This is a genomic window from Alphaproteobacteria bacterium PA2 (genome assembly GCA_002256425.1).
GTDB lineage: Bacteria > Pseudomonadota > Alphaproteobacteria > Caulobacterales > Caulobacteraceae > Phenylobacterium.
Genome location: NKIZ01000001.1, coordinates 942,596 through 968,911, shown reverse-complemented (window position 1 = coordinate 968,911; position 26,316 = coordinate 942,596). Strand labels below are relative to the sequence as shown.

Genomic DNA, 26,316 nt, shown 5'->3' with positions numbered 1-26,316 from the left:
CCCCCAGCCTGATGCGCAAGGCCCGCCAGGGCCGAATCAACATCTAGTTTCTGTGGATGGAGCCCAAGGCGCCTATTGTGGTGATTAACGAAAGGTATACGGTATCTGGTAGTTAAGGGGGGCCGGAGTTGGGAACGGCCACCAGATATTGATCCAGGGGGTGCGCAGGGGCGCCATATGGATCCTAAAAAGCGGTGGAGCGAGCCATGGGCTGGACGGACGAACGCGTCGAAATGCTGAAAAAGCTCTGGCAGGACGGCTTGTCCGCCAGTCAGATCGCAAAACAACTGGGCGGGGTCACCCGTAACGCCGTGATCGGCAAGGTCCATCGTCTGGGCCTCTCGGGTCGCGCCGCGCCTTCCAAGCCCGCCCGCCCGGTGTTCAAGGCGCCGCGTCCGGCCCGTCCCGTGGCCCAGCCGGCCGCACCCCGTCGGATCGCCGAACCCGCCGCCATGACCCTGGCGCCGCCCATGCCTGCGCCGGTCCGTTATGTGGACGAAGCGCCGGGCTCGGCCACCGTGCTGACCCTGGGCGCCCACATGTGCAAGTGGCCGATCGGCGACCCGTCCAGCGACGGCTTCACCTTCTGCGGTCGTCGCCAGAGCGATGGTCCCTATTGCGTCGAGCACGCCCGGGTCGCTTATCAGCCCGCGCAGACCAAGAAGAAGTCGGGCGCCAACGAGTTGGCCCGCTCCCTGCGCCGCTACATCTAAATCCGTTGGGGATGGGGTAGTGGGGGTTTGGGTTTTCGCCCAGCCCCCGCTACCTTTCTCTGATGAGCGATCTTCCCATCGAGTCTGATTCAAACGCCAAGGCCTATTCCGTCTCGGAACTGGCTTTCGCGCTCAAACGGACTCTCGAGGAATCCTACGGCTTTGTCCGCCTGCGCGGCGAGCTGTCCAAGGTCACCTTCCACGGCAATGGTCATGTCTATCTGACCCTCAAGGACGAACGCGCCTCGATAGACGGCGTGGTGTGGAAGGGGTCCGTCCGCGCCCTTTCGGTCCGCCCTGAACAGGGCCTTGAAGTGATCGTCACCGGCAAGATCACCACCTTTCCCGCCGGATCCCGCTACCAGATCGTCATCGAGACCATGGAGGCCGCTGGGGTTGGCGCCCTGCTGGCCCAGCTGGAGCGGTTGAAGGCCCGCCTGCAGAGCGAGGGCCTGTTCGACAGCGCCCGCAAGCAGGCCCTGCCCGCCATGCCCTCTGTGGTGGGCGTCATTACAAGCCCAACGGGCGCGGTCATCCGGGACATTCTTCACCGCATCCGCGACCGCTGGCCCTGCCATGTGATTGTCTGGCCGGTTGTGGTCCAGGGAGACGCTGCATCAGCCCAGGTCCGCGCGGCGATCGAAGGTTTCAACGGCTTGGCCCCCGGCGGCCCCGTTCCCCGCCCCGACATCCTGATCGTCGCCCGGGGCGGCGGTTCGGTTGAAGATCTTTGGGCCTTTAATGACGAGGCCCTGGCCCGCTGCGTGGCGGCCTCGGAGATCCCGCTGATCTCGGCTGTCGGCCACGAGACCGACACCACCCTGATTGACTTCGTTTCAGATCGCAGGGCGCCGACTCCGACAGCCGCCGCTGAGATGGCGACGCCGGTCCTGTCAGAACTGCGGGCCGGCATTTCCGATCTCACGGGACGTCTGCACCGCGCAGGCGGGCGGCTGGTGGAAGATCGTCGGGGCCGAATCGAAACCCTGGGACGCAGTCTGGCACGAGTTCCTGACCAGCTCGAACTGGCCGACCAGCGCTTCACCCTGGCGAAGAGCCGCCTGGGTGCGGCCCTGGAGCGCAATGTCGCCGTTCACCGGACCAGTCTGGTGCGGGTCGGGTCACGCCTCAATCCCGCCATGCTCCAGCGACCGCAGACGGTTCATCAGGACCGTCTGTCCCGGCTGACTGCGCGCCTGCAACCGGCCATGACCCGGGCCGTCGACCGGGCCCGGGAGAGACTGGTCAGCCTGTCAAAGCTTCATCTGTCCGTGGACCCCAGCGCGCCACTCAAGCGCGGCTTCGCCCGGGTGCACAGGCTGGATGGCGGGCTCGTCCGGGAAGGGGCAGGCCTTTCAGCAGGCGAGGCGGTGCGTCTGGTCTTCGCTGATGTGGATCGCAACGCCATCATTGATGGCGCCGGGGGCGCTGAGGTTCCTGCGCCGAAGACGCCGCCACGGCCGGTGAAGCCCATCCGTCCAACCCCAACGCCGCCGAACCAGGGCGATCTGTTCTGATCGCCCGGCTTGGGCTAATGTGTGCGCCATGAACGCTATTGATCGTGATCTTCCGAACGCCGCCGACATTGCCAGCCTGCACTATGGCGATGGCGAATTTGTCGTCCTGAAGAACGGCAAGTATGTGCTCTGCGCTGTTTCAGGCGTCAAAATCCCGCTTGAGGCCCTGCGCTACTGGAGCGCACCCCTGCAGGAGGCCTATGCAGGCCCGGCAGAGTCCCTCGCCCGCTGGCAGGAGAAGAACCCCTGACCTCCACCCGCAGGCAGGCCCTTGTCGGCCTTGGCGCCCTGGGCCTTGCGGGGCCGGCGCGTGCGGATATTCCCCTGGAGCTCACCGGCCGCTCGCAGCAGGGCGGCGCCCTGATCGGCCGTACACGGCCCCGGGCGAGGATTTTTGTGGATGGGGTCTATGAAGGCCAGGCGTCGGCGGAGGGGCTGTTCATTGTCGGCTTTGACCGTGACGCTGAACCGAAAGCCACAATACGCGCCGTAGCGCCCGAAGGCGCCGCCGAACATGTGTCGCACATCGCGCCGGGCGTATTCGACATCCAGAAGATCAGCGGCCTGGCTGAAGACCAGGTCAATCCCCAGGGTGAGGCCCTGCTTGCCCGGATAGCAGCTGAAACGGCGCGCAAGTCCATTGGCTTTTCCAGCCGGGCAGACCGTCAGGATTTCCGAACAGGCTTCATTCTCCCCTTGAAGAAATTCCGCCTGTCGGGACGATTTGGCGGCCAGCGCGTTCTGAACGGCGTGCCCAAGCGGCCGCACTATGGCGACGACATGGCTGCGCCAGCGGGAACGCCCATCCATGCCCCCGCAGGCGCCCTGGTGGCCTTTGCTGAAACCGGGCTGCACTTCGAAGGCGGCCTGACCCTGCTGGACCACGGACAGGGCCTGATCACGGCCTACCTGCATCAGTCGAAGGTGCTGGTGAAGAAGGGCGACGTCGTGACCCAGGGCCAGGTGATCGGCGCCGTTGGCAAGGAAGGCCGGGCGACCGGGCCCCATCTCTGCTGGCGCATGAAGTGGCATGGTCGAAATCTCGACCCCATGCTTATGGTGGGCGTGAAGGCCGCCTAGCCCCTGGGCTTCCTGTAGTGTTCGTTGGGCCAGCGCTTGTGGACCCAGAACCATTCGGCCGGCCGCGCCCTTACCCGATCCTCGATAAAGGCGTTCACCTTGCCCACCCCGGCGGCGATGTCGGCATTGCGGTCGCCGGTATTCTGCAGGTGGATGGCGTCGTGGACCACGACCTTGAACCTGGCCTTGTGCGTGCGCTGGACCGACATGGGTTGCAGCGGGATATTGTAACGCAGGGCGAAGCTGCTGGGGCCCGGCGCCGTATAGCAGGTCACGCCGAACAGTGGTGCGGCGACCCCGCCATTGAACTTCTGGTCATTCATCAGGGCCGCGCACTCGCCCCGACCCAGGGCCCTGATCAATTCCCGGGCGCTTTCGCCGCCCTTGGGCGCAAACAGGCGCACGCCATACCGGAAGCGGCTGCGGCGGAAGCTGGCGTCCACATGGGGATTGTTCATCGCGCGATAGGTGATGTGGCAGGTGATGCCGGCCTGAACGATGGCAGCCGGCATGACCTCCATCGAGGAAAAGTGTCCGGAAATGAATACGACCGCCTGCCCTTCCCGGGCGATTTCGGCCAGCCTTTCCCCATTGACCACTTCCACCCGTGTGGGATCGGCGATGATCTTGTCGAGGATGGGGAACTCCAGCGCCACCCGACCGGTCTCGGCCCAGCTCTCCATGGCCAGGCGGTGGATCTCTGCGTCAGGGGCGTCCGGAAAGGCGATCCGCAGGTTGGCCATCACCACCCGGTGAGTGCTGGTCAGCGGACCTAACCCCTTGAAAAGCCAAGCTCCGAAGTCAGAGACCCCATCAATCGGAAACAGGCGCGCAAGGCCTGTGACCGCGTCATAGGCCAGGGCCTCGAGCCGCCAGACAAGGTCCTGCGCCAGTGATGGTTTGGCCGTGGTCATAACGCAGTCCTAACCGGCCAGGGGCCTGTCGCGCAACGCGAACCGGGCTCGCTTGGCGCGCGACTTGCCAATTTGAGGGCAGCCCGTCTCACTTTGAGACAGGCGGTGCAACCAAGACAGAGGGGCCGTCATGGACTCCACCGGCAGCAATATCGATCTCCACCTGGGCAAGCGCCTGCGTCGTCGTCGTCGACTCCTGGGCCTGACCCAGCAACAACTGGCCTGCGCCTGCGGCGTCCGCTTCCAGCAGATCCAGAAGTATGAGTGCGGCGCCAACCGCATTTCCGCAGCGCGGCTGTGGCAGCTCTCCGAAGCCCTCGAGGTTCCGGTCGGCTATTTCTATGACGGTCTGTCAGAAGCCGCCAACCGCGAGAACAACGGCGAGACCGAAGGCAATGGCGAAATGTTCGCCCGCAAGGAAACCCTGGATCTGATCCGCGCCTACTACCAGCTGGGCGAGCGTCCCCGCCGCCGGCTGCTGGATCTGGCCAAGTCCCTGAACGGCGACCAGGAAGCCGCCTAGACCGTCGGAGCCCCCGCTGTAACGGCGGGGGGTTTCACTTCCGGGGCGCGACGCGGTAGAGCAGGACATGCTCACGCCCCAGCGCCTCGCGGTCCTTGATGACCTGCTACTCGACCTGAACGCCGCTTCGGCAGAGGTCATTGCTCCCCTGTTCCGCGCCGATCACGGCCTGGAGGACAAGGGGCATGCAGGATGGTTTGATCCGGTGACGGTCGCCGACAAGGGCGCCGAAGCCGCCATCCGCAAGGTGATCTCCCAGCGCTTTCCCGAGCATGGAGTCATTGGCGAGGAGTATGGCGAGGACAGGCCGGACGCCGAGTTCGTCTGGGTCCTCGATCCCATTGACGGCACCCGGGCCTTCATCGCCGGCCTGCCGGTCTGGACCACCCTGATCGGTCTGCGGCACGAGGGAAAACCCGTCCTTGGCTCCATTGGCCAGCCCTATATCGGCGAGATCTATATCGGCCATGCTGGCGGTTCCCGCATGGTGTCCAGAGATGGCGTCCGGCCCCTCAAGGTCCGGGCCTGCGATGGGCTGAAGTCAGCCGTCATCGCCACCACCGACCCGGACGGATGCTTCAAGCCGCCGGAACTGGAGGTCTGGAAGCAGGTGCGCGCGGCCGCTCGACTGGCGAGGTTCGGCTGCGACGCCTATGCCTACGCCATGGTGGCGGCCGGGACCCTGGACCTTGTCCTCGAAGCCGGCCTCAAGTCATGGGATATTGAAAGCGCCATCCCCTTGATGGAGGGCGCTGGCGGCATGGTGACGGACTGGCGGGGCGCGCCGGTTGGCCAGTACGGCGGCCAGGTCGCCATAGCCGGCGACCGCCGCTGCCTGGAAGCCGCCCTGGCCCTGGTCGGGCCTGCCGCCCACTAGGCCTTTTTCTTCGGCGCCGCCTTGGCTGCGGGCTTCTTGACCGCAGCCTTGGGAGCCGCCTTGGCCTTTGACGTTGGAGCTGCTTCAGCCTTGGGCTTGGGAGCCGCCTTTGCGACAGACTTCGGCTTTGCAGGCGACTTGACCGCAGCAGGCCTGGCTTCCGCCTTCGGAGCCGCCACCGCGGGCTTTGGCGCCACCAGGTCCGCGAGCGCATCAAACGCCCTCCAGAACTGGTCGCGCAGGTCATCGGTCTCCATGAGGATTTCATGCTCGGCGCCTGCGACGCTGACGAACTTGCCATCGGGCAGATCCGCCGCGGCCTGACGCTGGGCGGTGTCGGTCACCAGCTTGTCGTCCGCCGCCGAAACGATCACCACCGGGATCTTCACCCCCTGCAGATTGGATTTCACGCCCAGATAACGGGTCGCAGTGAGGGCGAAATCCATCCACCCCCAGGTGGGCGCCGAAAGCGCCAGGTCGTTATTGGCGGCGATCAAGGCCCGCCCCCGGGCGAACCGGACGGGATCATGGGTCAGGACATTGCCTTCGAAGGCTTCCTCATAGGGATTGCCCACTGGCTGGCGGGCATATTCGGATCCCTTGCCCAGCAGCATGTTTACCGCGACCAGGAGCCGCGCCATGGGCGGAGCGCGAACCCCCAGCATGGGCGCGCACAATACGGCGCCGGCGAACCTGGGCGACTGCCCCCTGGCCAGGGCCATCAGGGTCAGGCAGCCGCCCATGGAATGGCCGATGGCCAGCCAGGGCTTGGGCAAACGGGCCTCGAATGCCGCCAGAATGGCTGCATAGTCATCCACATAGGGCTGTACGCCCTTGGCGTGACCCTTGAGCCGGTCGGGAAGGTCACGATGGGACAGGCCCTGGCCCCGCCACTCCTGGCACAGGACAACAAACCCGCGGTTCAGCAGGTCGGTGATGACCTCGAAATACTTTTCAATCGCCTCGGTCCGCCCGGTGGACAGCACCACCGAACCTCGGGCCTTGCCCTTCGGGGTGAAGAGGGCCGCCCGAAGCTGGGCGCCACCATTGCCGGAAACCCATTCAGCGCCGCCGCCTGGGGGGATTGGCGATTGGGGGATGGAGACCAGGGGAGCGAGCAACATGTTCGAATTCCTATGCCAGTTTGGCGAAGAGGGCCTGCATCTGAGGCTGAAGCGACATGGCCAGGGACATGTCCGACACCTGGAGGCGTCCGGTTATGACGGCAGTCATGGGATTGAGCTGGCCCTTGCCCATGGCCTCCAGATCCCTTCGGCTGACCTTGACGGTCAGATCGGCTGGCAGGTCGTCATTGGTGACGCCGGTCTCGCTGATGTGGATGAAGCCTTCGCCCTTCAGGTCGATCTTGAAGGACTTGCCAAGGCCCGAGTCTGGTCCCAGGACCCCTGCAATCTTGGCCGTCAATTCTTCCAGGCTCGCCATGGGTCCCCGCCGCTCGTGCTGGGCCAATGTCGCCTGACCTGCCGCGCTTGTAAACGCCGCCCCTGGGTCACCCGGGCTTGCGGAAGCGCAATGTCATGCGGTCGCTCTCGCCAATCGCATCATACCTGGCCCGGTCGAAGGTCGGATCGGCAGGCTGACCCCGCAAGGAGGTCCTTCGGACAGGCGGCAGGGTCCAGACGCCGAAAGGATGATCCTTGGTGTCGAGGGGATTGGCGTTGATCTCGCTGGCGGTCTCAAACAGGAAACCCGCCTCCTGCCCCATCTGCACCACAAGGGACTGCAGGACATAGCCGTCCGACGCCAGAATGTCCGGGGTCGATCCAGGAACGGCCCGGTGTTCTTCAACCCCCAGGACCCCGCCAGGCTTCAGGGCTTCAAAGGCGTCGTGGAAAGCCTTTTCGGCGATTCCGGCCGCCATCCAGTTGTGCAGATTGCGCAGGAAGAGGGCCAGGTCAGCGGAGCCGGGCGGCGCCACGGGACCGCTGGTGGCGCCAAAGGTCGTAATCTCCACATCGCCATAAAGGTCAGGATTTCGCCTGAGTTTCTGCAGATAGGCGTTCACGATCTGGCCGGCGGCCGGGTCGTCAGGATTGTCGGTCTGGAGGTCGGCGGCATAGAGCTTGCCTCCGTTTGCAGCAAGGTAGGGCGCGAGGATCTCGGTGTACCAGCCTGCTCCTGGCCAGAATTCCACGACAGTGGCGTCCGACTTCAGATCCCAGAACTGCAGGCTCTCCAGCGGGTGACGCCAGATATCGCGGGCCTGGTCGGCGGCGGTGCGCCAGTTGCCGGAAATGGCCTGGGTAAGGGTCATGGGGTGTCGCACGGATGTCCGCCCCGGCGCGCAGGCCGCCAGAGCCAGCCCGGCAGTGAGCAACATCCTTCGGGAAATGGACCGGTCGTTCCGCATGGTGGGATCTGGCCTAGCGCGATGCGGCGACCGGGTCAAAAATCGGTCTCCCGGCGCCCTTGAAACCGTGGACGCCTCGCCCATCTCTACTCCGAAGGCGCTGGAATTCCGGGCCTTCCGAGACCCCGCGAGGCTTCGGCTCGCGACCGTTTCGCATTCAACCTTGCTTGGTAAAGAAGGATGTTACCCAAGATGCGTACGATCGACTTTTCCCCACTCTATCGCTCCGTCGTCGGCTTTGATCGCCTGGCACAGCAACTTGAAACCGCCACGGCGGACTCAGCTTCCGGCTACCCGCCCTACAATATCGAGCGGACCGACGAGAACGCTTACCGGATTGAGCTGGCCGTCGCCGGCTTCAAGCCCGAAGAACTGAACATCGAGGTCAAGGAGAACCTGCTCACCGTCCAGGGTCGCAAGGCGGCCAATGACGAGCAAAGGCGCTTCCTGCATCGCGGACTGGCCGAGCGCGACTTCGAGCGCCGCTTCCAGCTGGCGGACTACGTTGTGGTGACCGACGCCGGGCTTGCCGACGGCCTGCTGTCGGTAAATCTGAAGCGCGAACTCCCCGAGGCGCTCAAGCCGCGCCGGATCGACATCGTTACAACCCCGGCCTCCGCCACCTTGATTGAAGGTGAAAAGGCCGCCTGACGGCGTATTTGAAGACCGCCTAGCCTCCCCCTCTGGGCGGTCTCTGAAAGGGTCGGCGCTGCGTAGCGTCGGCCCTTTTTTGTTCAGGAGGAGCTTCTAGACCCTGAGCCCCTTGGCGCCTTGCCGGGCCGCGCCAGCCAGTTCCGCCTTGGTCAGGTCTGCTCCCGTAAAATCCGCCCTGGACAATTCTGCGCCCAGGAGCTTGGCGTGACGCAGGTCAGCGAAGGACAGGTCTGCATGTCGCAGGTTTGCGCCCGACAGGTCGCAGGCAATGACCCGCCCTCCCGAGAGATAGAGGGGGCCGAGGGCGGCATGCCTCAGGTCAGCGCCGGAGAGCTTCGCGCCCGCAAGCCTGGCGCCGCGCAGATCGGCCTTCTGCAGATTGCAGCCGCGAAGATCGGCGCCCTCAAGGTTGGCGCCCTGCAGTTGGGCCCCTCGCATGTCGAGGCCGGAGAACACCGCGCCCTTGGCGGACACCGCCGTCAGGTTCTGATCGGAGATCGAGCCCAGGCCGTTGAGATTGGCGTGATTGAGAATGGCCGGCCTGCCCCGTTTCCCACCGGTCTCGCACCACTGGGCATGGGCCGTCATCATGGCGGTCCAGGCGTCCCGGGCGGCAGGATCAATCTGCTGGGAGTTCTGCAGGGCGCCCGACAGGTTTGCGCTGCGGACATTCCAGGATCTTGTCTCGGCGCCAAACAGCACCGCCCCGCTGAGATCAGCGCCTTCGAAGTCGACATGGGAAAGATCAGCGCCTGTCATGTCTGCGCCAACCATGGAGGTGCGCTGGAAATTGGCTTTCACCAGCTTGGCTTCGCGCATGAGCGCATTGCTGAAATCGGCGGCGACACTGACCGCCCCTGAGAGACGGCTGCCCTGCAGGTTGGCGCCGGCGAATACGGCGATCCTCGTTCCGGCTTCCTCGGCTTTGGGATCATAGAGGCGCAGGCTCTTGGACCCTTCTCCGGACAGGACAGCTCCTGGCCGGAGGTCGGCTTCAAAAAGGTCAGCCCCAGCCAGGTTGGCCAGACTGAGATTGGCCGAGCGCAGGTCCGCCCGCTTCAGGAGAGCGCCGCTGAGATGGGCGCCATTCAGATCACACCCGTAGAGTATGGCGTGCTCGAGCCGGGCGCCCTGCAGCAGGCAGCCCTTCAGAATTGCGCCCGTCAGATCAGCATCCGTGAGGTTGCGACCGCGAAGGTCGGTGTCCGACAGGTCCTTCCACGCAAAGTTGGCCCGAATGCCTCCGGGCCGGGCGGCGCACATGCGTTCATGCCGCGCGCAGATCTCGTCGACGGCAGCTTGATCCAGCTTTTCGACAGCGCGCGGGGACGCCAGGGAGAGGGACATTTCGGGAAAGCCTTGCAACCAAACTTCCGGGCACGTCGCCACGTCGAAGACGCAGCCCGGCCGGTTGCGGAAAATGCCATCACAGGGTTTCGCTTTTCCCCACAGGAAGAGTAAATCTCGCGGAAAGCATATGGGGCCCCACGGGCGCAGGGACTACCTTTCAACGATCCTCCAGGTTGTCCCTGGCATACAACTGCGCAACCGCTTCAGCCTCCTGCGCAATAGTCATGCGGAGGGATTGCGGTGAGCGGACCAGCACATCACGACCAAGCCTCAAGAGCAGGCGAGCTGTGTAGTCTTCTGCTTCTACAGGTATCTCTGCCTCGACCCAGCCAGGCGGCTCGCATGGGCTCGAGGATTTGCTGATGGATGCGGCCAGCAGGGGCGCAACATCCCCGAGCAGCTTCAGGCCTCTGGGAGATACCTGAACAGTGGCGCGTCCTGCCAGGAGGCGGGTCTCAAAATCGCGCGCCCACCCAGACCAGTAGTGCTTAAGGTCAAAATCCGCTGGCCGCTGAAAGCTTTCCTCCAGGATTTCAAGGGCCCGGATATTGGAAACCCGGTAGGTGCGCGGCGCGCCCTTGATGGCCGCGACCAGGTACCAGGCGCCACCTTTCAACACCAACCCCCATGGGTCGGCGAGACGCTCGACCTCGCCAGTCCAGCTTTCGTAGGTGAAACAAACCCTTCGGTCTTTCCAGACGGCATTCGCAAGCGATGGAAGGTGCTCAAGAAGCTGCCCCCCGTTGTACCAGGGATCAGGATCCAGGTGAAATCGCGTGCCGACCCTGAGTGCGCTGGCGCCAAGAGCCGGCGGCAGGCTGGCCAGCATCTTCAGCTGAGCGCTGGCCGCGGCCTCGCCGATCCCGAGATCTGCCGCCGCCGCGCCAATTCCCGCCAGCAACAGAGCCTCGGCCTCTGACTCCGTCAGGCCGGTGAGCCGGGTCCGATAGCCCTCATGCAGTTCAAAACCACCATTCCGGCCTCGCTCTGAAAAGACCGGAACCCCCGCTGCGCTCAACTGGTCGACGTCCCGGTAGATGGTACGGACCGAGACTTCGAGATCACGCGCCAGATCCACGGCGCTGATCCTGCCGCGAAGCTGAAGGCGCATGAGGATGGTCAGGAGTCGGCTGGCGCGCATTTTTCCACCCTATGCCAAATACCTGACGTTTGATGTCAGCATTACGCGGATAGGCCGAAGTCCAGGAACACATTCGCGCACCGGATCAAATGGAGCCAACCATGGATGAAGATCGCCGCCGCCTTATCAATGGGGGCGCTGCAGCCGGCGCAGCTGCATTTCTACCGATCGCCGCTGCAGGGCAGGACTTCATCCTCGACCCCATTCCGGCCCTCCCGGCCAAGCCGACCCGAGGCAAACCGGGGGATTTCAACTTCCTCACCGGCGAATGGCGCATCCACAACCGGCAGATCCGCGACGGGATCTGGACGACCTTTCCCGGCGAAGCGACGGTCAACGCCATCATGGGCGGACTGGGCAGTGTTGAGGATCTGCGCATTCCGGTCCGCAAGTTTGGCGGCATGGGTCTGCGCCTGCTGGATCTGGAGGCCGGGGTCTGGTCGGACTTCTGGGTCAATGCCCGCAGCGGCGTCCTGTCAACGCCAGGCCAGACCGGGAGCTTCGAAGACGGCGCAGGAATCTTCGTCTCGGACGATGTGATGGACGGAAAGCCGATCAAGGCGGTGGGTGTCTGGGACAGGATTTCGACGACCACCTGTCGTTGGCGTCAGGCGACCTCGACCGACGGCGGAAAGACCTGGTCGCAGAACTGGATCATGGACTGGTCGCGGGTCTGAACAGGTCCTCAGGCGGGACGGTAGTCGGCATAGAGGAAGCTGGCTTCGTCGGCGAGAAGCCCGGTCAGGACAGGAATGCCGGCTGATCCAAGCCTGGCCTGACCCTGACCATCCGCATGCACCGAGGCGTCAGGGCAGGCGACGACCACTTCCAGGACCCCTGCGGAAACCAGTCTGTCCGCACAGGCCACCCGGCCGGTTGTCCTGTGGGCGCAAGGTTCCAGGGTGACAAAGGCCCTGGCGCCCCGGGCCCTGTCGCCAGCCTGATCCAGGGCCTGTTCCTCGGCATGTGGCCGGCCCCCGGTTCCGGTAACGCCTTCGCCGACAATGGCGCCGTCACGGACGATCACGCATCCGACAGAGGGATTTTCCGCCGTCTGGCCCAGATGGGTGCGCGCCAGTTCGATTGCCCGGCGCATGGCTTGAATGTCGCTGACCATGGCTCTTTGTCGCCCTCCCCCGCAGGGTCTGGCAAGCCTGCGTCAAGAATTAGCCGCTATGACCGGAAGACGGGTCGACAGGTTCGCCTCGGACAAGAATGTCAAAGAGGCTGCAATGGTGGATGCCCTGGTCGTTCGCGACCTGAACAAGAGCTTCAAGACTCCGGCTGTGCGCGGCCTGGATCTGGTGGTCAGGACCGGGGAACTCTACGCCCTGCTGGGCCCCAATGGCGCCGGCAAGACCACAACCCTGCGCATGGTCGCCGGACTGTTGGCGCCGGACTCCGGATCAATCTCGGTCTTCGGCATTGATGTCCTCAAGGACCCCCTGGCCGCCAAGCGGGTCATTGCCTGGGCTCCTGACGAGCCCATGCTCTATGACCGCCTGACCCCGCTGGAATATCTGGAGTTCGTCGCCGGCCTCTGGAGTGTCCCGCCGGCCCTTGCAGCGAGCCGGGCTGAAGACCTCCTGCGAACCCTTGGCCTCTGGGAGGATCGCAATCGCCGGTGCGAGGGATTTTCCCGGGGCATGCAGCAGAAGGCCGCCCTGGCGGGCGCCCTGATCCACGACCCCAAGCTGCTGATCCTCGATGAGCCCCTCACCGGCCTGGACGCCGCCGTCGCCCGTCAGGTCAAGGACCTGCTGCAGGCCAGGGTCGCCGCCGGCGCCACCGTCATACTGACCACCCACATACTGGAGGTCGCCGAGCGCATGGCCGACCGGATCGGCATCATCCAGGGCGGCAAGCTGCTGGCCGAAGGCACACTGGACGAGCTTCGCGCCAGGACAGCCGGTCAGGGCGGCACCCTGGAAGACGTCTTCCTGGAACTCACCGGCAACCAAGGGAACCTCAGCACTTGAGGTCTCAGGGCGGCGGCGTCGCACGGATCCTGAGGGGCACGACAGCTGGCCTGCTGTTCCATGAACTGCGTCTGTCCTGGCGCGCCGTTGCCGCCCGCAGCGGCGGCGGGGTGCAGGGACTGGTCATTGCAGGCCTGGTGATTGGCCTCCTGGCCCTGTTTGTCGGCGTTCCCCTGGGCTTTGCCCTGAAACACTATCAGCCGCCGATTTCGCGTCTGAACATCATCATCACGGATCTCGGCATGCTGGCGGTGGCCAGTCTGATGGTGTCGCAGACCCTGTCTTCAGCGACCGAGAGCCTCTATCAGCGCGGCGACCTGGATCTGATGTTCACGGCGCCGATCTCACCGCAGAAGACCCTGGCCGCGCGATTCATGGCGCTGGCCGTGACGGTCTTCCTGACCTTCGCCCTCATGGCGACTCCCCTGCTGGTCCCCATCGCCCTGATCGGCCATCCGGCCTGGCTGTCCTTCTATCTGGTCCTGGCCGCAACCGCCCTGGGGGCTGCGGCCCTTGGTCTGGCGCTGTGCACCTTTCTCTTCCGGTTGATCGGCGCCCGCCATACCCGCGCCGTCGCACAGTTCATGGCGGCCATCATCGGCGCCGGCTTCTTCCTGGCCAGCCAGATCAACACCTTCTTCGGCAGGACCGAGGCGCACGGCATCTGGGCCCAGGCCAAGGAACTGGCCCTGGATGAATCCTTCAAACTCCCACCGGGCGCAGACATTCCCCTGCGGGCCATGCTGGGCGAGCCTCTGGTCCTGCTGGGATACATACTGGGGGCGCTCATCCTGTTCTTCGGGGTCAGTTCCTGGCTTGGCGCACGGTTCGCCGCGGACGCCGCCACGGCCAGTGGCGCGGACACGGCCAACGCCCCCAACAAGGCCCGCGCGGCCCGATGGGAAACCAGCGCCTTCCGGGCGACCTTCCGCAAGGAGGTGCGTTTGCTCTGGCGCGACGCCGCCCTGGTGTCCAACGTCCTGCTGCGCACCCTCTATGTGATCCCCCTGGCCATCATCGTGATCCGCAGCGCCCGGGGCGTTGACAGCCTTGCCCTGGCCGCAGGCGCGGGCGGTCTGGCCTTCATGGCCGGACAGGTTGCGGGCACACTGGCCTGGATCACGATTTCTGCGGAGGAGGCCCACGACCTCCTGGCTGGATCACCGACAAACCAGGGTGTCTTCCGGCGGGCCAAGCTGGCGGCGGCCTACCTGCCCCTGCTGGTCTTCCTTGCCCCCTTGCTGGGCTATCTGGTGTGGATTTCGCCGGTGGCGGGATCCTTCGCCATGATCGGATGCCTTGCGGCCTGCATCACCTGCGGCCTGATCAATATCTGGTACCAGAAGCCGAGCAAGCGGAAGGACTTCCGTCGGCGCAAGGGGTCATCCTGGTTCGCGACCCTGGCGGAGGCCTCCGTGGCGGCCCTGATCGGCCTCGCCACCACCTTCGCCGCCCTGGGGTTTACCTGGGCCGCCCTGCCTGCCCTGCTGGCGGTCGGACTGATGCTCATGCTGCGCAGGTCCGACGCCCAGATCGCCCGGGCCATCGAGGACTAGATCGCGGGCAGGGCCTCGGCCCGGTCTGCATCAAGATAGCGCGCCGCCACGGGCTTCAGACCGGCGTCCAGATCGATCACCAGCGGGTTACCCGTCGGGATCTCGACCCCGACAATGGCGTCGTCGGCAATGCTGTAGAGCAGCTTGACGATGGCCCGCAGGGAATTGCCGTGAGCGGCCACGAGGACGGTTTCGCCCGCCGCCAGCTTCGGGGCGATCTCGGCGTTCCAATAGGGTTCGACCCGCTCCAGGGTGGTCTTCAGGCTCTCGGTCACCGGCAGGACGGCGCCGGCATAGCGGCGATCCTTGCTGAAGTCGTATTCGCTGTCCGCAGCCATGGGCGGCGGCGGAATGTCATAGGACCGGCGCCAGACCTTCACCTGGTCAGCGCCGTGCTTGGCCGCCGTCTCGGTCTTGTTGAGGCCGGTCAGGCCGCCATAGTGCCGCTCGTTCAGACGCCAGTCCTTGGTCTCCGGGATATAGACCTGGCCAGCCGCCGTCAGGGCCAGCCAGAGGGTGCGGATGGCCCGGGTCAGGACGGAGGTAAAGGCACGGTCGATCTGGATGCCCGCCGCCGCAATCAGTTCGCCACCCTTGCGCGCCTGGGCCTCCCCTTCGGGGGTAAGGTCCACATCCACCCAACCGGTGAACTTGTCTTCGAGGTTCCAACGGCTCTGGCCATGGCGCAGCAGGATCAGGGTGGGCAAGGGACGAACTCCTTTTGTCGGGGCCGGGCTAGGACCCTCGCGACAAGACGTCAAGTCCGCGCGACTTCGGGCGACTGGCCCTGAAGCCCCGCAAAGGCTATATCGGCCTCGACATGTTGGATCGACTCTTTCTCCCGGCCCTGATCGCCCTGACCATCGGATTGGTCAGCCTCGCCATGGTCTGGCCGCAGGGCCTTGGCGATCGCTCGCCCGGCCCCTTTGGTCACACGCCTGTGCAGCAGACTCCTGAGATGAAGGCCGCCATGGCCAAGGAGTCGACGGAAGCCAATGAGCGGGCGGCTCGGGCCAAGCAGGCCCTGATCGATCTGCAGGCGCAGACCCTGGCCCCCACCCAATGAGCGACTTCGACGCCATAGCCGTCGGACGCCGGGTGCTGGCCGCCGAGGCCGACGCCCTGCAACTCCAGGCGAGCGCCCTGGGTGAAGCCTTTGCCCAGGCCGTTGACGTCCTGGCAGGGGCCAGGGGCCGGATCATCTGCACTGGTGTTGGCAAGTCCGGGCATGTGGCGCGCAAGATCGCCGCGACCTTCGCCTCTACCGGCGCCCCCGCCCACTTTGTCCACGCCAATGAGGCCAGCCATGGCGATCTGGGCATGATCGGACAGGACGATGTGGTCCTGGCCCTGTCCAAGTCCGGTGAAGTGCGGGAACTGGCCGATATCCTGGCCTATGCCAAGCGGTTCCAGATCCCGGTGATCGCCCTGACAGCATCGGCCGACAGCGCCCTGGGCCGGGCGGCTGACATCCAGCTCCTGCTGGCCGAAGCGGCCGAAGCCACGGGCGACGTCAATGCGCCCACCACCTCGACCACCCTGCAGATCGCCCTGGGCGACGCCCTGGCCGTCGCCCTGCTGGAAAGGCGCGGTTTTACCGCCAAGGACTTCAAGACCTTCCACCCCGGCGGCAAGCTGGGCGCCATGCTCCGCACAGTCGGCGACCTGATGCACGGCGCTGACGAACTTCCGCTGATCGGTCCGGACGCGCCCATGTCCCAGGCCCTGCTGGTCATGACAGAGAAGCGCTTCGGCATTGTTGGCGTTCAGGGGCCGGACGGACGCCTGATCGGCGTCATCACCGACGGCGACCTGCGCCGTCACATGGACGGCCTGATGTCGCGGACCGCCGGCGAAGTGATGACTCCAGGCCCGAACAAGATCGTCTCGCCCCGGCAGCTGGCTTCTGAAGCCCTGGCCATGATGGCCGATCCGCCCCCCAGCGTTCATATGCTGTTTGTGGTCGATGAGGGGAACCCCGTCGGCATACTGCACGTTCACGACCTGCTGCGCGCAGGGGTCATGTAAAACCGACATATTTCTGTGCCCGGATCGTCTGTAGAGGACGGTCGGCCAAGTTGATTCGTCCTTCCCACGGAGTGTCCATGCTTTCCGCCCCCCGCGCCGAACTGGCGATACAGACGCCGGACTTCGAGAACTATCCCCTGGTGAAGGCCACAGGCTTCCGGGAATACGACGCCCGCTGGCTGTTCGGCGCCGAGATCAACCTGCTTGGCGTTGAAGCCCTGGGCCTGGGCCTGGGAACCTACATCCAGGAACTTGGCCAGAAGCGCATCGTGGTCGGCCACGACTTCCGCTCCTATTCCCTGTCCATCAAGCAGGCCCTGACCATCGGCCTGGTGGCCTCAGGCTGTGAAGTGCTGGATATCGGCCTTGCCCTTTCGCCCACCGCCTATTTCGCCCAGTTCGACCTGGACGCCCCCTGTGTGGCCATGGTCACCGCCAGCCACAACGAGAACGGTTGGACCGGTGTAAAGATGGGCGCCCAGAAGCCCCTGACCTTCGGCCCCGACGAGATGGGCCGGCTTAAGGATATCGTCCTCGGCGGCAAATGGACCGTCCGCCCGGGCGGCAGCCTGACCCACGTGGATGGTGTTGCTGAGCGCTATATCGCCGACGTCGGCGCCAAGATCGCCCTGAAGCGGCCCCTGAAGGTGGTCTGCGCCTGCGGGAACGGCACGGCGGGCGCCTTCGCCCCCGACGCCCTGCGCCGGATGGGGGTGGCCGAGGTGATCGAGATGGACTGCGATCTCGACTGGACCTTCCCGCGCTATAATCCCAACCCCGAAGACCACGAAATGCTGCACGAAATGGCCAAGGCCGTGAAAGAGCACGGCGCCGACCTGGCCCTGGGCTTTGACGGCGACGGCGACCGCTGCGGCGTGGTGGACAATACCGGCGAGGAGATTTTCGCCGACAAGATCGGCCTCATGCTGGCCCGGGACCTGTCGGACCTGAACAAGGACGCGACCTTCATTGTCGATGTGAAGTCCACCGGCCTGTTCGCCACCGATCCGGTGCTGAAGGCCAATGGCGCCAAGACCGTCTACTGGAAGACCGGGCACAGTTATATCAAGCGCAAGACCGCCGAGATCGGCGCCCTGGCCGGGTTCGAGAAGTCGGGCCACTTCTTCTTCAACGCTCCTTTCGGCCGCGGCTATGACTGCGGCCTGACGGCGGCGGCGGCGGTGCTGGCCATGCTGGACCGCAATCCCGGCAAGACCCTGGCCGACCTCAAGGCCGCCCTGCCAGTGGCTTACACATCCCTGACCATGTCCCCACACTGCCCCGACGATCAGAAGTACGGCGTCGTCCAGGGGGTAGTCGAAGAGTACGAGGCCCTGGCCAAGGCTGGCGGAACCATTCTCGGCCGGAAGATTTCCGAGGTCATCACGGTCAATGGCGTCCGGGTCGCCCTGGAAGACGGCTCATGGGTCCTGGTCCGCGCCTCGTCCAACAAACCCGAGATCGTTGTCGTTGTCGAAAGCACCCGCTCCGAAGACGACATGCGCGACCTCTTCCACAGGGAAGTTAAGCCCCGCCTGGCCAAGCGGCCTCAGGTCGGCGCCTACAACCAAGAAATCTGACGCCTGCGACCAGCTGAGGGATCGCCATGCAAGTTGCCATGATCGGAACGGGCTATGTAGGCCTGGTGAGCGGAGCCTGCTTTGCAGACTTCGGTCATACCGTCACCTGCATCGACAAGGACGCCCGCAAGATCGAGCGTCTGCAGTCCGGCGGAATACCGATCTTTGAGCCAGGTCTCGAAAACCTGGTGGCCCAGAATGTCAGGGCCGGACGCCTGCACTTCACCACCGAGGCGGCCGACGCGGTGAAGAATGCAGAAGCCGTCTTCATCGCGGTCGGAACCCCTTCGCGTCGGGGCGATGGCCACGCAGACCTGTCCTATGTCTATGCGGTCGCCGAGGAAGTGGCTGACCTGATCGACGGCTTCACGGTCATTGTCACCAAGTCCACAGTGCCTGTGGGCACGGGCGACGAAATCGAGAAGATCATCAGGACTAGGCGCCCGGACGCCCAGTTCGCCGTGGTGTCCAATCCGGAATTCCTTCGGGAAGGCGCGGCCATCGAGGACTTCAAGCGCCCCGACCGGGTTGTCGTGGGCCTGGACGATGAGCGGGCCCGATCGGTCATGACCGAACTCTACCGCCCTCTCTATCTGAACGAGACGCCCATCGTCTTCACCTCGCGACGCACATCCGAGCTGATCAAGTACGCCGCCAACGCCTTCCTGGCCCTGAAGATCACCTTCATCAACGAGATGGCCGATCTCTGTGAAGCAGTCGGCGCCGACGTCCAGCAGGTGGCCAAGGGCATCGGCCTCGACAAGCGGATCGGCGGCAAGTTCCTGAATGCGGGCCCCGGCTATGGCGGCTCATGCTTTCCAAAGGACACCCTGGCCCTGGTGCGGACGGCCCGGGACGCCGGCAGTCCGACCCGGCTGATCGAGACCACGGTGGAAATCAACGACGCCCGCAAGAAGGCCATGGCGACCAAGGTCTCCGGCGCTGCAGACGGTGACCTTTCGGGCAAGGTGGTCGGCGTTCTGGGTCTGACCTTTAAACCCAATACCGACGACATGCGCGACGCCCCGGCCCTGGACATCATCCCGGCCCTGCAGGCGGCCGGCGCGAGTATTCAGGCCTACGACCCGGAGGGTATGGACGAGGCCCGTCACATGCTGCCCGCCGTCACCTTCAAGGACGACGCCTACGCAGCCGCCGACGGCGCCGACGTGCTGGTGATCATTACCGAATGGGATCAGTTCCGGGCGCTGGACCTGGACAGGGTCAAGGGCGCCATGCGCGCGGCGACCCTGGTCGACCTGCGCAACATCTACAACCCGGCCGAGGTTCGCGGCCGGGGCTTCAAATACGCGTCTATCGGCCGGGCCTAACCGGCGGCGAAGAGCTGCATTACGATATTTCCAACCCAGAGGGCGCCAGCCCAGAACGCCGTCGCCATCAGGGCGACAAAGGCGAGACAGGCGATGGAGCTTGCGCTCTTGTGCTGCACACTGCGCACATTTGCCATCTCATGCGTCATATCAACCTCCCGATTTTTTATCATTTCGACCCGGTCGAGCGGGGCGATTTAGGGAAGCTGACACGATTATTACAGTTTGGAAAGATATCTCGTGCGTCAGGCGTCTCACGAGTTTGTGGAGGCTATCTCCACCAGCGGCTTTGCCATGAGAATGTCCGGTAGGCCCGGGCCATTGGCGTCGGGCAGGACGCCGACCGGTTCAAAGCCCAGCTTCAGATAGAAGAAATAGGCGTGCCCATCGCCCTGCGGCTGAACCTGCCCGAGCTTCTGTAGAACGTCGGGAAACAGTGGAGCGCCGCTCAGACTCGTCCCGCCCACCCAGTCGTCAGTTCCCAGATGCAGGGTCAGAAAGCCCTCGGCGATGGCGCGGTCCTGCAAGGCGCTCACAAGGGCCGAGCCGATTCCCTGTCTCTGAAGGTCCGGATCAACAACCAGGGGATGGAGCTCGAGGGCATGGGAGTATCCCCTCACCCCGCCGACCCAGCCAAGGACGCGCTCGCATTCAACGGCCGCCAGGGCAAACCGTTCCGGTCGCTGCAGGAAGGTCAGGACCTGCGCTTCGGCCTCGCCGATCCCCTTGTATGAGGGACCGTCCAGAGCTGCCCTCAGTATGTCTGCGGCCTTGTCCAGCTGGCTCTCGTCGAGACTGTCGAAGGCGACAATCTCCATGGCCGCCTAGGCCGCCGCCTTTTTCACGGCGCCCGAGATTTCCTTGACCACGGAAGAGACCAGCTTTTCGTCGTCGGCCTCGACCATGACCCGGATCAGGGGCTCGGTTCCCGAAGCCCGGACCACCAGCCTCCCCGAGGTTCCCAGCTTCTCCTGGGCCGCCGCAATGGCAGCTTTCACAGGAGCGGTTTCCAGGGGCTTGCCCGAGGCGAAGCGGACATTCTCCATCTTCTGGGGAACGGGCTCGAACTGGCGGGCCAGGGCACTCATGGGCTTGTCGCCCTCCTTGAGCACGGTCAGGACCTGGAGGGCGGCCAGCAGGCCATCACCCGTTGTGGAGAAGTCCGACAGGATGATGTGGCCCGACTGCTCGCCGCCCACATTGAAGCCGCCTTCGCGCATGCGCTTCATGACGGAACGGTCGCCGACGGCGGTGCGCTCCAGGGTCAGGCCGCGGGCGGTCATGAACCGCTCAAGACCAAGATTTGAATAGACCGTGGCGACAATGCCGCCGCCGTTCAGCCGGTCCCTGGTGGCCCAATGGCCGGCTATGAGGGCCATGATCTGGTCGCCGTCGACCACCTGGCCGCGCTCGTCACAGATCACCAGGCGGTCGGCATCGCCGTCGAGGGCTATGCCAATGTCGGCGCGATACTCCTTCACCGCCCGGATCATGGCCTCGGGATGGGTGGAGCCGCACTCTTCATTGATGTTCATGCCGTTGGGGGAAATGCCAACCGGAATGACCTCCGCGCCCAATTCATAAAGTACGGTCGGCGCCACCTTGTAGGCCGCGCCATTGGCGCAATCGATCACGACGCGCAGACCTGAAAGGTTCAGGCGTCGAGGGAAGGTCGCCTTGGCGATTTCCACATAGCGGGCCTGGCTGTCGTCCACCCGGGAAACCCGGCCGAGGTCGGTGGGCCTTGCGAGGCCCTCCTGCAGGCTCTGGTCCATCAGGGCCTCGATTTCCAGCTCCCGCTCATCGGACAGCTTGTAGCCGCTGGGTCCGAACAGCTTGATGCCATTGTCGGTATAGGCGTTGTGCGAGGCCGAGATCATCACCCCCAGATCAGCCCGCAGGGACCGGGTCATCATGGCCACCCCGGGCGTCGGCATGGGGCCCAGCAGGCGGACATCCATGCCCACGCTGGCGAAACCGGCCACCAGGGCTGGCTCGACCATATAGCCGGACAGGCGGGTGTCCTTGCCGATCACCACCATGTGACGGCGGTCGTCCCGGGACATGAAGAGCTTGCCAGCCGCCAGTCCGACCCGCAGGGCCACTTCAGCCGTCATGGGGTGGGTATTGGCCTGGCCGCGAATGCCGTCCGTGCCGAAATAAGCGCGATTGCTCATGGGACCCTGGGTAACTCCACCTGATTGCCACCGCGGATCGAAACGATCCGAAACGCAGATTTAGTCGACGCGGCGTTTGCCAATGTTAAACGCGGCGCAGTCATTAAACATACCCCTGCTTCGAGCTTGCGCAAAAGGACTGCGAAATATGTGCGGTATTATCGGCATTGTCGGGACATCCCCGGTCCAGGACCGCCTGCTCGAGAGTCTGAAGCGACTGGAATACCGCGGCTATGATTCTGCAGGCATTGCAGGGGTCGTCGACGGTCAGGTCCAGCGCCGCCGGGCCAAGGGCAAGATCGCCGCCCTGCAGGCTGTCCTGGCCGAGTCGCCCCTCACTGCGACCGTCGGCATCGGCCATACCCGCTGGGCCACCCATGGCGCGCCGAACGAAGCCAACGCACACCCGCAATCGGCCGGCCAGGTCACCCTGGTGCACAATGGCATCATCGAGAACTTCGCCGAACTGAAGCGCGACCTGCAGGCCGAGGGCCGGGTCTTCGAAAGCGCCACCGACACCGAGGTCATCGCCCAGCTGCTGGACGCCGAACTCAAGGCCGGCCTGGAGCCCCTCGCCGCCCTGAAGGCCACCCTCGACCGGCTTACTGGCGCCTTCGCCATAGCCGTCCTCATCCAGGGTGAGACCGACATAATCCTGGGCGCCCGGCGCGGCAGCCCCTTGGTGGTGGGCTATGGTCAGGGCGAGATGTTCCTGGGATCCGACGCCCTGGCGGTCGGCCCCTTCACCAACAGGATCGCCTATCTCGATGAGGGCGATTATGTCGCCATCGACCACACCTCGGCGCGGATCTTCGACAAGGACGGCAAGCCCGTCCAGCGGCCCCTCAAGATCGTCTCGGCCTCGGCGGCCCTGGTGGAAAAGGGCAATTACCGGCACTTCATGGAGAAAGAGATCCATGACCAGCCCGACGCTTGCCAGCACACCCTGTCGGCCTATCTCGACCCGGTCAGCGGCAAGGCGACCGCCCCCAATGGCGTCGACTTCAGCAAGGTCACCCGGATCCAGATCATTGCCTGCGGCACGGCCTATTATGCCGGCCTGATCAGCCGCTATCTGTTTGAGTCCCTGGCCCGTTTGCCTGTCGACATCGATGTGGCCTCCGAGTTCCGCTACCGCGAGCCGCCGGTGATCCCGGGCACCCTGGCCATTGTCATCTCCCAGTCGGGGGAAACTGCCGACACCCTGGCAGGCCTGCGCTGGTGCAAGTCCCAGGGCCTGACCACCGCCGCCGTGGTCAATGTCCATGAAAGCACCATGGCCCGCGAGGCTGATGTCCTCTTCCCGACCCATGCCGGTCCGGAAATCGGCGTGGCCTCCACCAAGGCCTTCACCAGCCAGGTCGCCGCCCTGTCGGCCCTGGCGGTCGCTGCAGCCTCGGCCCGCGGCCATATCGACGCGGCTGAAGAAGCCCGCCTGACGGGTCTTCTGCTGGAATCCCCCCGCCTGATCGCCCAGTCCATCCAGGTGGAAGACGCCATCAAGGCCCTGGCGCCAGACCTCGCCAAGGCCCGGGACGTTCTCTATTTCGGCCGCGGCGCCATGTCGGCCCTGGCCCTGGAAGGCGCCCTCAAGCTCAAGGAAATCAGCTATATCCACGCCGAGGGCTATGCCGCCGGCGAGCTGAAGCATGGCCCCATCGCCCTGATCGATGAGGCGACCCCGGTTATCGTCATCGCGCCCTCCGACCACCTGTTCGAGAAGACCATGTCGAACATGAGCGAGGTCATGGCCCGGGGTGGCCCGATCATCCTGTTCACCGACGAACAGGGCGCCAAACACGCCCCACCCGGGATCAAGGTGATCATTGCGCCGACCAGCGATGACCTGGTCTCGCCCCTGGTCTTCTCCGCCCCTATCCAGTTGCTGGCCTATTACGTGGCCGTGCAAAAGGGCGCCGATGTCGACCAACCTCGGAACCTCGCCAAGTCCGTGACGGTTGAATAGGACGCGCAGCGAAGTGCGGTAGATTTAGCCGTCCACCTCATCTAGTTGGGGCGCGCATCTGGAGTGCTGGAAATGACCAAACGCGTCCGCAAAGCCGTCGTGCCCGTGGCGGGCCTGGGAACCCGGGTCCTGCCCGGCAGCAAGACCACGCCCAAGGAGCTGCTGAACGTCGTTGACCGGCCCATCCTGTCCTATGTGGTCGAGGAAGCCCGGGCCGCCGGAATCGAGCACTTCGTATTCGTCACCGGCCGCGGCAAGGGCGCCATCGAGGACTATTTCGACCACCATATCGAGCTTGAGGCCCAGCTGGCGGCCAAGGGCAAGACCGACATCCTGGCCGACGTCACCCGCGACCTGCCCAAACCCGGCGAGATGAGCTTTGTGCGCCAGATGGCGCCGTTGGGCCTTGGCCACGCCGTCTGGTGCGCCCGGGACATTATCGGCGACGAGCCCTTTGCGGTCATCCTGCCCGACATGTTGATGATGGCGAAGACCTCGGCCCTGGCCCAGGTGGTCGAGGCCTATGACAAGGTCGGCGGCAATATCATCGCCGTAGAGCCTGCGCCTGAAGGCGAGACCAACAAGTACGGCATCGTCGCCCTGGACGGCCGCGAAGGACGCCTCAACCGCATGACCGGCATGGTGGAAAAGCCGCCTCTGGGAACTGAGCCCTCGAACCTGCTGATCTCGGGACGCTATGTGTTGCAGCCTGAAATCTTCGCCCTGCTGGCAGAGCAGGGCAAGGGCGCCGGCGGTGAGATCCAGCTGACCGACTCCATGGTCAAGCTGATGGGCACCCAGACCTTCCACGCCCTGGAATATGACGGCGTCACCTATGACTGCGGCGACAAGATCGGTCTGCTGAGGGCCAATGTCGCCTTCGCCCTGGCACGTCCCGACCTTGCCGACGCGGCGCGGGCGGCGATCACCGGTCTGCTCTAGGGCGGTCCGGCATGACCGGGCGGCTGTTCATCTTCGGCTACGGGTTTTCGGCAAGGGCGCTTGTGCGCCAGCTGCACCCCAAGGGCTGGAGCGTTTCGGCCACTTTCCGGACCAGCGCCCAACCCCTGCTGGACGATGGCGTACGACCTGTTCCTGTCGCCGACCACGAGGCCCTCGACACAGCCCTTGCCGAGGCGACCGCCGTCCTGGTCACCGCGCCGCCGAATGCGGAGGGCTGTCCAGCCCTGCCGGTCATTGTCCCCAGTCTTGCCCGCACCGGCGGCTTTCCCGACTGGCTTGGCTATCTGTCGACCACCGGCGTCTATGGCGATCGTGGCGGCGGCTGGGTGTTCGAGGACAGTCAACTGGCGGCTCAGTCCCTGGAAGGCGCCCGAAGGGTGGCGGCCGAGCGGGACTGGCTGGAGGTCGGCCGCGGCATGGGCCTGACCGTCACCATACATCGCCTGCCCGGCATTTATGGTCTGGGCCGGTCCACCCTCGACCGCCTGCGGGAGGGTCGGGCGAGGCGGCTGATCGCGCCCGGACAGGTCTTCAGCCGCATCCATGTGGACGATCTTGCGGCTGGCCTGGCCGCATCCATCGCCCAGCCCCGGGCCGGCGGGATCTACAATCTCTGCGACGACCAGCCGGCGCCCAACAGTGATGTGGTGACCTATGCGGCCGGACTTCTGGGTCTGGAACCGCCGCCGGAAGAGCTGCTGGATCTTTCGACCCTGACGCCCCAGGCGCGACGCTTCTATGGGGAGTCCAAGCGGGTCTCGAACGCCCGCGCCAAGGGTGAACTGGGCTGGCGGCCGGCCTTTCCGACCTATCGTGAGGGCCTGACCGCCATCCTTGCGGCCGGCGGCTAGGGCAGTTCCTCGAGCGCTGCGATCAGACGCGCAATGTCCTGGGGTCGCGACAGCCGATGGTCCCCGTCCCGGATCAGGGTGAAGACCGAATTCTCGCTGACCACGGCTTCGGACAGCGCCAGGGCATGCCGCCAGGGCACATCGGCGTCCTGCCCTCCCTGCAATATCCAGACGGGGACATTCAGGTGCAGGGGGCCAGGAAGTATGGACCAGGTCTCGCCGTCCTCCAGCAGGGCTCTGGAAATCGGATAGGGGTCCCCATAGTCAGAGGGGCGCAACCAGACGCCGTTGGCCGCCATTTCCGCCCTGTTGGCATCGGTCATTTCGGGCGCCATGAGCTTGCTGGTGAAGTCGGCAGCGGGCGCCACCAGAAGCAGGGCCTTGACCCGGTCCGGGCGGGCCTGGGCGACAAGACATGACAACCAGCCACCCATGGACGAGCCGACCAGGATCACATCGCCGGTTGTGAGTTCGTCCAGAACGGCAAGGGCGTCTTCCCGCCACCGGGAAATTGTTCCGTCCACAAAGTCGCCGCTGGACTCGCCGTGGCCGAAATAGTCAAACCGCACAAAGGCGCGGTTCCTTTCACGGGCCCAGTCTGCGAGGGCCTGAGCCTTGGTCCCCGTCATGTCCGATCGGAAACCGCCCAGCCAGACGACTGTCGGGCCTTGGCCGGAAACCTTTCGCCAGGCGAGGCGCTGCCCCTCCGGGCGCTCCAGAAATCCTTGAGATTCACGCATGTCGA

General features: G+C 65.0%; 28 protein-coding genes. 17 read left to right on the top strand and 11 right to left on the bottom strand.

Annotated features, from left to right (window positions below):
• Window positions 1–206: 206 nt before the first annotated feature.
• The 4 genes from CFE28_04710 to CFE28_04695 all read left to right on the top strand — a co-directional run bounded on the left by CFE28_04710 (window position 207) and on the right by CFE28_04695 (window position 3,310).
• Window positions 207–713, top strand: coding sequence for a GcrA cell cycle regulator (locus tag CFE28_04710; protein OYU69364.1), 507 nt, complete (start codon window positions 207–209; stop codon window positions 711–713).
• Between the two features lie 62 nt (window positions 714–775).
• Complete coding sequence (locus CFE28_04705; GenBank protein OYU69363.1) at window positions 776–2,230, top strand: exodeoxyribonuclease VII large subunit; 1,455 nt, start codon at window positions 776–778, stop codon at window positions 2,228–2,230.
• 28 nt (window positions 2,231–2,258) lie between these two features.
• Window positions 2,259–2,480, top strand: a complete 222-nt coding sequence (locus CFE28_04700; protein ID OYU69362.1) for a hypothetical protein — start codon at window positions 2,259–2,261, stop codon at window positions 2,478–2,480.
• A 38-nt stretch (window positions 2,481–2,518) separates the two neighbouring features.
• Window positions 2,519–3,310, top strand: a complete 792-nt coding sequence (locus CFE28_04695) for a peptidase M24 (GenBank protein ID OYU69361.1) — start codon at window positions 2,519–2,521, stop codon at window positions 3,308–3,310.
• On the opposite strand, the gene CFE28_04690 is transcribed toward CFE28_04695, so the two are convergent.
• The gene (locus CFE28_04690; GenBank protein ID OYU69360.1) at window positions 3,307–4,224 is read right to left on the bottom strand and encodes a lipid A biosynthesis acyltransferase; all 918 of its coding nucleotides are present in this window, start codon (window positions 4,222–4,224) and stop codon (window positions 3,307–3,309) included. The genes CFE28_04695 and CFE28_04690 overlap by 4 nt on opposite strands.
• Before the next feature lie 130 nt (window positions 4,225–4,354).
• On the opposite strand from CFE28_04690, the gene CFE28_04685 reads away from it, so the two are divergent.
• Window positions 4,355–4,747 (top strand): transcriptional regulator, encoded by a 393-nt coding sequence (locus CFE28_04685; GenBank protein OYU69359.1) that lies wholly within the window; start codon window positions 4,355–4,357, stop codon window positions 4,745–4,747.
• Between the two features lie 67 nt (window positions 4,748–4,814).
• Window positions 4,815–5,624, top strand: a complete 810-nt coding sequence (gene hisN / locus CFE28_04680) for a histidinol-phosphatase (protein ID OYU69358.1) — start codon at window positions 4,815–4,817, stop codon at window positions 5,622–5,624.
• On the opposite strand, the gene CFE28_04675 is transcribed toward hisN, so the two are convergent.
• The 3 genes from CFE28_04675 to CFE28_04665 all read right to left on the bottom strand — a co-directional run bounded on the left by CFE28_04675 (window position 5,621) and on the right by CFE28_04665 (window position 7,995).
• Complete coding sequence (locus tag CFE28_04675) at window positions 5,621–6,748, bottom strand: lysophospholipase (GenBank protein OYU69357.1); 1,128 nt, start codon at window positions 6,746–6,748, stop codon at window positions 5,621–5,623. The genes hisN and CFE28_04675 overlap by 4 nt on opposite strands.
• A gap of 10 nt (window positions 6,749–6,758) precedes the next feature.
• Entirely contained in the window at window positions 6,759–7,067 is a 309-nt protein-coding gene (locus tag CFE28_04670) for a sterol-binding protein (GenBank protein ID OYU69356.1), read from the bottom strand.
• A 67-nt stretch (window positions 7,068–7,134) separates the two neighbouring features.
• Window positions 7,135–7,995 (bottom strand): methyltransferase, encoded by an 861-nt coding sequence (locus CFE28_04665; GenBank protein OYU69355.1) that lies wholly within the window; start codon window positions 7,993–7,995, stop codon window positions 7,135–7,137.
• A 192-nt stretch (window positions 7,996–8,187) separates the two neighbouring features.
• On the opposite strand from CFE28_04665, the gene CFE28_04660 reads away from it, so the two are divergent.
• Window positions 8,188–8,646: a heat-shock protein gene (locus CFE28_04660; GenBank protein ID OYU69354.1), complete on the top strand. Its 459-nt coding sequence runs from the start codon at window positions 8,188–8,190 to the stop codon at window positions 8,644–8,646.
• A gap of 96 nt (window positions 8,647–8,742) precedes the next feature.
• Here CFE28_04660 and CFE28_04655 read toward each other — a convergent pair whose 3' ends face one another.
• Window positions 8,743–9,996: a hypothetical protein gene (locus CFE28_04655; GenBank protein ID OYU69353.1), complete on the bottom strand. Its 1,254-nt coding sequence runs from the start codon at window positions 9,994–9,996 to the stop codon at window positions 8,743–8,745.
• A gap of 160 nt (window positions 9,997–10,156) precedes the next feature.
• Entirely contained in the window at window positions 10,157–11,140 is a 984-nt protein-coding gene (locus tag CFE28_04650; protein ID OYU69352.1) for a transcriptional regulator, read from the bottom strand.
• Between the two features lie 101 nt (window positions 11,141–11,241).
• Here CFE28_04650 and CFE28_04645 point away from each other — a divergent pair, with 101 nt between their 5' ends.
• Window positions 11,242–11,817 carry a hypothetical protein gene (locus CFE28_04645; GenBank protein ID OYU69351.1) on the top strand — a complete coding sequence of 192 codons (576 nt, stop codon included), beginning with the start codon at window positions 11,242–11,244 and terminating at the stop codon, window positions 11,815–11,817.
• A gap of 8 nt (window positions 11,818–11,825) precedes the next feature.
• Here CFE28_04645 and CFE28_04640 read toward each other — a convergent pair whose 3' ends face one another.
• Complete coding sequence (locus tag CFE28_04640; GenBank protein OYU71555.1) at window positions 11,826–12,236, bottom strand: riboflavin biosynthesis protein RibD; 411 nt, start codon at window positions 12,234–12,236, stop codon at window positions 11,826–11,828.
• Between the two features lie 136 nt (window positions 12,237–12,372).
• On the opposite strand from CFE28_04640, the gene CFE28_04635 reads away from it, so the two are divergent.
• The gene (locus CFE28_04635) at window positions 12,373–13,119 is read left to right on the top strand and encodes an ABC transporter (GenBank protein OYU71554.1); all 747 of its coding nucleotides are present in this window, start codon (window positions 12,373–12,375) and stop codon (window positions 13,117–13,119) included.
• A complete protein-coding gene (locus CFE28_04630; protein ID OYU69350.1) occupies window positions 13,116–14,675 on the top strand; it encodes a hypothetical protein in 1,560 nt (519 codons plus the stop codon). The genes CFE28_04635 and CFE28_04630 overlap by 4 nt, the downstream gene beginning before the upstream one ends.
• On the opposite strand, the gene gpmA is transcribed toward CFE28_04630, so the two are convergent.
• Complete coding sequence (gene gpmA / locus CFE28_04625; GenBank protein OYU69349.1) at window positions 14,672–15,382, bottom strand: phosphoglyceromutase; 711 nt, start codon at window positions 15,380–15,382, stop codon at window positions 14,672–14,674. The two genes, CFE28_04630 and gpmA, sit on opposite strands and share 4 nt — an antisense overlap.
• Window positions 15,383–15,495: 113 nt before the next feature.
• On the opposite strand from gpmA, the gene CFE28_04620 reads away from it, so the two are divergent.
• The 4 genes from CFE28_04620 (at window position 15,496) to CFE28_04605 (ending at window position 19,614) form a co-directional block, all read left to right on the top strand.
• The gene (locus tag CFE28_04620; protein ID OYU69348.1) at window positions 15,496–15,741 is read left to right on the top strand and encodes a hypothetical protein; all 246 of its coding nucleotides are present in this window, start codon (window positions 15,496–15,498) and stop codon (window positions 15,739–15,741) included.
• Window positions 15,738–16,703 carry a KpsF/GutQ family sugar-phosphate isomerase gene (locus CFE28_04615; protein ID OYU69347.1) on the top strand — a complete coding sequence of 322 codons (966 nt, stop codon included), beginning with the start codon at window positions 15,738–15,740 and terminating at the stop codon, window positions 16,701–16,703. Before CFE28_04620 ends, CFE28_04615 begins: the two co-directional genes overlap by 4 nt.
• A gap of 77 nt (window positions 16,704–16,780) precedes the next feature.
• Entirely contained in the window at window positions 16,781–18,283 is a 1,503-nt protein-coding gene (locus CFE28_04610) for a phosphomannomutase/phosphoglucomutase (protein OYU69346.1), read from the top strand.
• Window positions 18,284–18,309: 26 nt separating this feature from the next.
• Window positions 18,310–19,614, top strand: a complete 1,305-nt coding sequence (locus CFE28_04605) for a UDP-glucose 6-dehydrogenase (GenBank protein ID OYU69345.1) — start codon at window positions 18,310–18,312, stop codon at window positions 19,612–19,614.
• Window positions 19,615–19,868: 254 nt separating this feature from the next.
• Here the strand turns inward: CFE28_04605 and CFE28_04600 are convergent, their stop codons facing one another.
• Both CFE28_04600 and CFE28_04595 read right to left on the bottom strand, forming a co-directional pair.
• Window positions 19,869–20,432 (bottom strand): N-acetyltransferase, encoded by a 564-nt coding sequence (locus CFE28_04600; GenBank protein OYU69344.1) that lies wholly within the window; start codon window positions 20,430–20,432, stop codon window positions 19,869–19,871.
• 6 nt (window positions 20,433–20,438) lie between these two features.
• Complete coding sequence (locus CFE28_04595; protein OYU69343.1) at window positions 20,439–21,791, bottom strand: phosphoglucosamine mutase; 1,353 nt, start codon at window positions 21,789–21,791, stop codon at window positions 20,439–20,441.
• A 148-nt stretch (window positions 21,792–21,939) separates the two neighbouring features.
• Here CFE28_04595 and glmS point away from each other — a divergent pair, with 148 nt between their 5' ends.
• The 3 genes from glmS to CFE28_04580 all read left to right on the top strand — a co-directional run bounded on the left by glmS (window position 21,940) and on the right by CFE28_04580 (window position 25,571).
• On the top strand, window positions 21,940–23,757 hold the full coding sequence (gene glmS / locus CFE28_04590) for a glutamine--fructose-6-phosphate transaminase (isomerizing) (GenBank protein ID OYU69342.1): 1,818 nt from the start codon (window positions 21,940–21,942) through the stop codon (window positions 23,755–23,757).
• Between the two features lie 72 nt (window positions 23,758–23,829).
• The gene (locus CFE28_04585; protein OYU69341.1) at window positions 23,830–24,699 is read left to right on the top strand and encodes a UTP--glucose-1-phosphate uridylyltransferase; all 870 of its coding nucleotides are present in this window, start codon (window positions 23,830–23,832) and stop codon (window positions 24,697–24,699) included.
• A gap of 11 nt (window positions 24,700–24,710) precedes the next feature.
• The gene (locus CFE28_04580; GenBank protein ID OYU69340.1) at window positions 24,711–25,571 is read left to right on the top strand and encodes an NAD(P)-dependent oxidoreductase; all 861 of its coding nucleotides are present in this window, start codon (window positions 24,711–24,713) and stop codon (window positions 25,569–25,571) included.
• Here CFE28_04580 and CFE28_04575 read toward each other — a convergent pair.
• Window positions 25,568–26,311, bottom strand: coding sequence for an alpha/beta hydrolase (locus CFE28_04575; GenBank protein OYU69339.1), 744 nt, complete (start codon window positions 26,309–26,311; stop codon window positions 25,568–25,570). The two genes, CFE28_04580 and CFE28_04575, sit on opposite strands and share 4 nt — an antisense overlap.
• Window positions 26,312–26,316: the final 5 nt, after the last annotated feature.

What these genes read in the sequence shown, in the direction of transcription:
- CFE28_04710 (OYU69364.1), top strand. Translation starts at nt 207, where the DNA reads ATGGGCTGGACGGACGAACGCGTCGAAATGCTGAAAAAGCTCTGGCAG.
- CFE28_04705 (OYU69363.1), top strand. Translation starts at nt 776, where the DNA reads ATGAGCGATCTTCCCATCGAGTCTGATTCAAACGCCAAGGCCTATTCC.
- CFE28_04700 (OYU69362.1), top strand. Translation starts at nt 2,259, where the DNA reads ATGAACGCTATTGATCGTGATCTTCCGAACGCCGCCGACATTGCCAGC.
- CFE28_04690 (OYU69360.1), bottom strand. Translation starts at nt 4,224, where the DNA reads ATGACCACGGCCAAACCATCACTGGCGCAGGACCTTGTCTGGCGGCTC.
- CFE28_04685 (OYU69359.1), top strand. Translation starts at nt 4,355, where the DNA reads ATGGACTCCACCGGCAGCAATATCGATCTCCACCTGGGCAAGCGCCTG.
- hisN (OYU69358.1), top strand. Translation starts at nt 4,815, where the DNA reads ATGCTCACGCCCCAGCGCCTCGCGGTCCTTGATGACCTGCTACTCGAC.
- CFE28_04675 (OYU69357.1), bottom strand. Translation starts at nt 6,748, where the DNA reads ATGTTGCTCGCTCCCCTGGTCTCCATCCCCCAATCGCCAATCCCCCCA.
- CFE28_04670 (OYU69356.1), bottom strand. Translation starts at nt 7,067, where the DNA reads ATGGCGAGCCTGGAAGAATTGACGGCCAAGATTGCAGGGGTCCTGGGA.
- CFE28_04665 (OYU69355.1), bottom strand. Translation starts at nt 7,995, where the DNA reads ATGCGGAACGACCGGTCCATTTCCCGAAGGATGTTGCTCACTGCCGGG.
- CFE28_04660 (OYU69354.1), top strand. Translation starts at nt 8,188, where the DNA reads ATGCGTACGATCGACTTTTCCCCACTCTATCGCTCCGTCGTCGGCTTT.
- CFE28_04655 (OYU69353.1), bottom strand. Translation starts at nt 9,996, where the DNA reads ATGTCCCTCTCCCTGGCGTCCCCGCGCGCTGTCGAAAAGCTGGATCAA.
- CFE28_04650 (OYU69352.1), bottom strand. Translation starts at nt 11,140, where the DNA reads ATGCGCGCCAGCCGACTCCTGACCATCCTCATGCGCCTTCAGCTTCGC.
- CFE28_04645 (OYU69351.1), top strand. Translation starts at nt 11,242, where the DNA reads ATGGATGAAGATCGCCGCCGCCTTATCAATGGGGGCGCTGCAGCCGGC.
- CFE28_04640 (OYU71555.1), bottom strand. Translation starts at nt 12,236, where the DNA reads ATGCGCCGGGCAATCGAACTGGCGCGCACCCATCTGGGCCAGACGGCG.
- CFE28_04635 (OYU71554.1), top strand. Translation starts at nt 12,373, where the DNA reads ATGGTGGATGCCCTGGTCGTTCGCGACCTGAACAAGAGCTTCAAGACT.
- CFE28_04620 (OYU69348.1), top strand. Translation starts at nt 15,496, where the DNA reads ATGTTGGATCGACTCTTTCTCCCGGCCCTGATCGCCCTGACCATCGGA.
- CFE28_04615 (OYU69347.1), top strand. Translation starts at nt 15,738, where the DNA reads ATGAGCGACTTCGACGCCATAGCCGTCGGACGCCGGGTGCTGGCCGCC.
- CFE28_04610 (OYU69346.1), top strand. Translation starts at nt 16,781, where the DNA reads ATGCTTTCCGCCCCCCGCGCCGAACTGGCGATACAGACGCCGGACTTC.
- CFE28_04605 (OYU69345.1), top strand. Translation starts at nt 18,310, where the DNA reads ATGCAAGTTGCCATGATCGGAACGGGCTATGTAGGCCTGGTGAGCGGA.
- CFE28_04600 (OYU69344.1), bottom strand. Translation starts at nt 20,432, where the DNA reads ATGGAGATTGTCGCCTTCGACAGTCTCGACGAGAGCCAGCTGGACAAG.
- CFE28_04595 (OYU69343.1), bottom strand. Translation starts at nt 21,791, where the DNA reads ATGAGCAATCGCGCTTATTTCGGCACGGACGGCATTCGCGGCCAGGCC.
- glmS (OYU69342.1), top strand. Translation starts at nt 21,940, where the DNA reads ATGTGCGGTATTATCGGCATTGTCGGGACATCCCCGGTCCAGGACCGC.
- CFE28_04585 (OYU69341.1), top strand. Translation starts at nt 23,830, where the DNA reads ATGACCAAACGCGTCCGCAAAGCCGTCGTGCCCGTGGCGGGCCTGGGA.
- CFE28_04580 (OYU69340.1), top strand. Translation starts at nt 24,711, where the DNA reads ATGACCGGGCGGCTGTTCATCTTCGGCTACGGGTTTTCGGCAAGGGCG.
- CFE28_04575 (OYU69339.1), bottom strand. Translation starts at nt 26,311, where the DNA reads ATGCGTGAATCTCAAGGATTTCTGGAGCGCCCGGAGGGGCAGCGCCTC.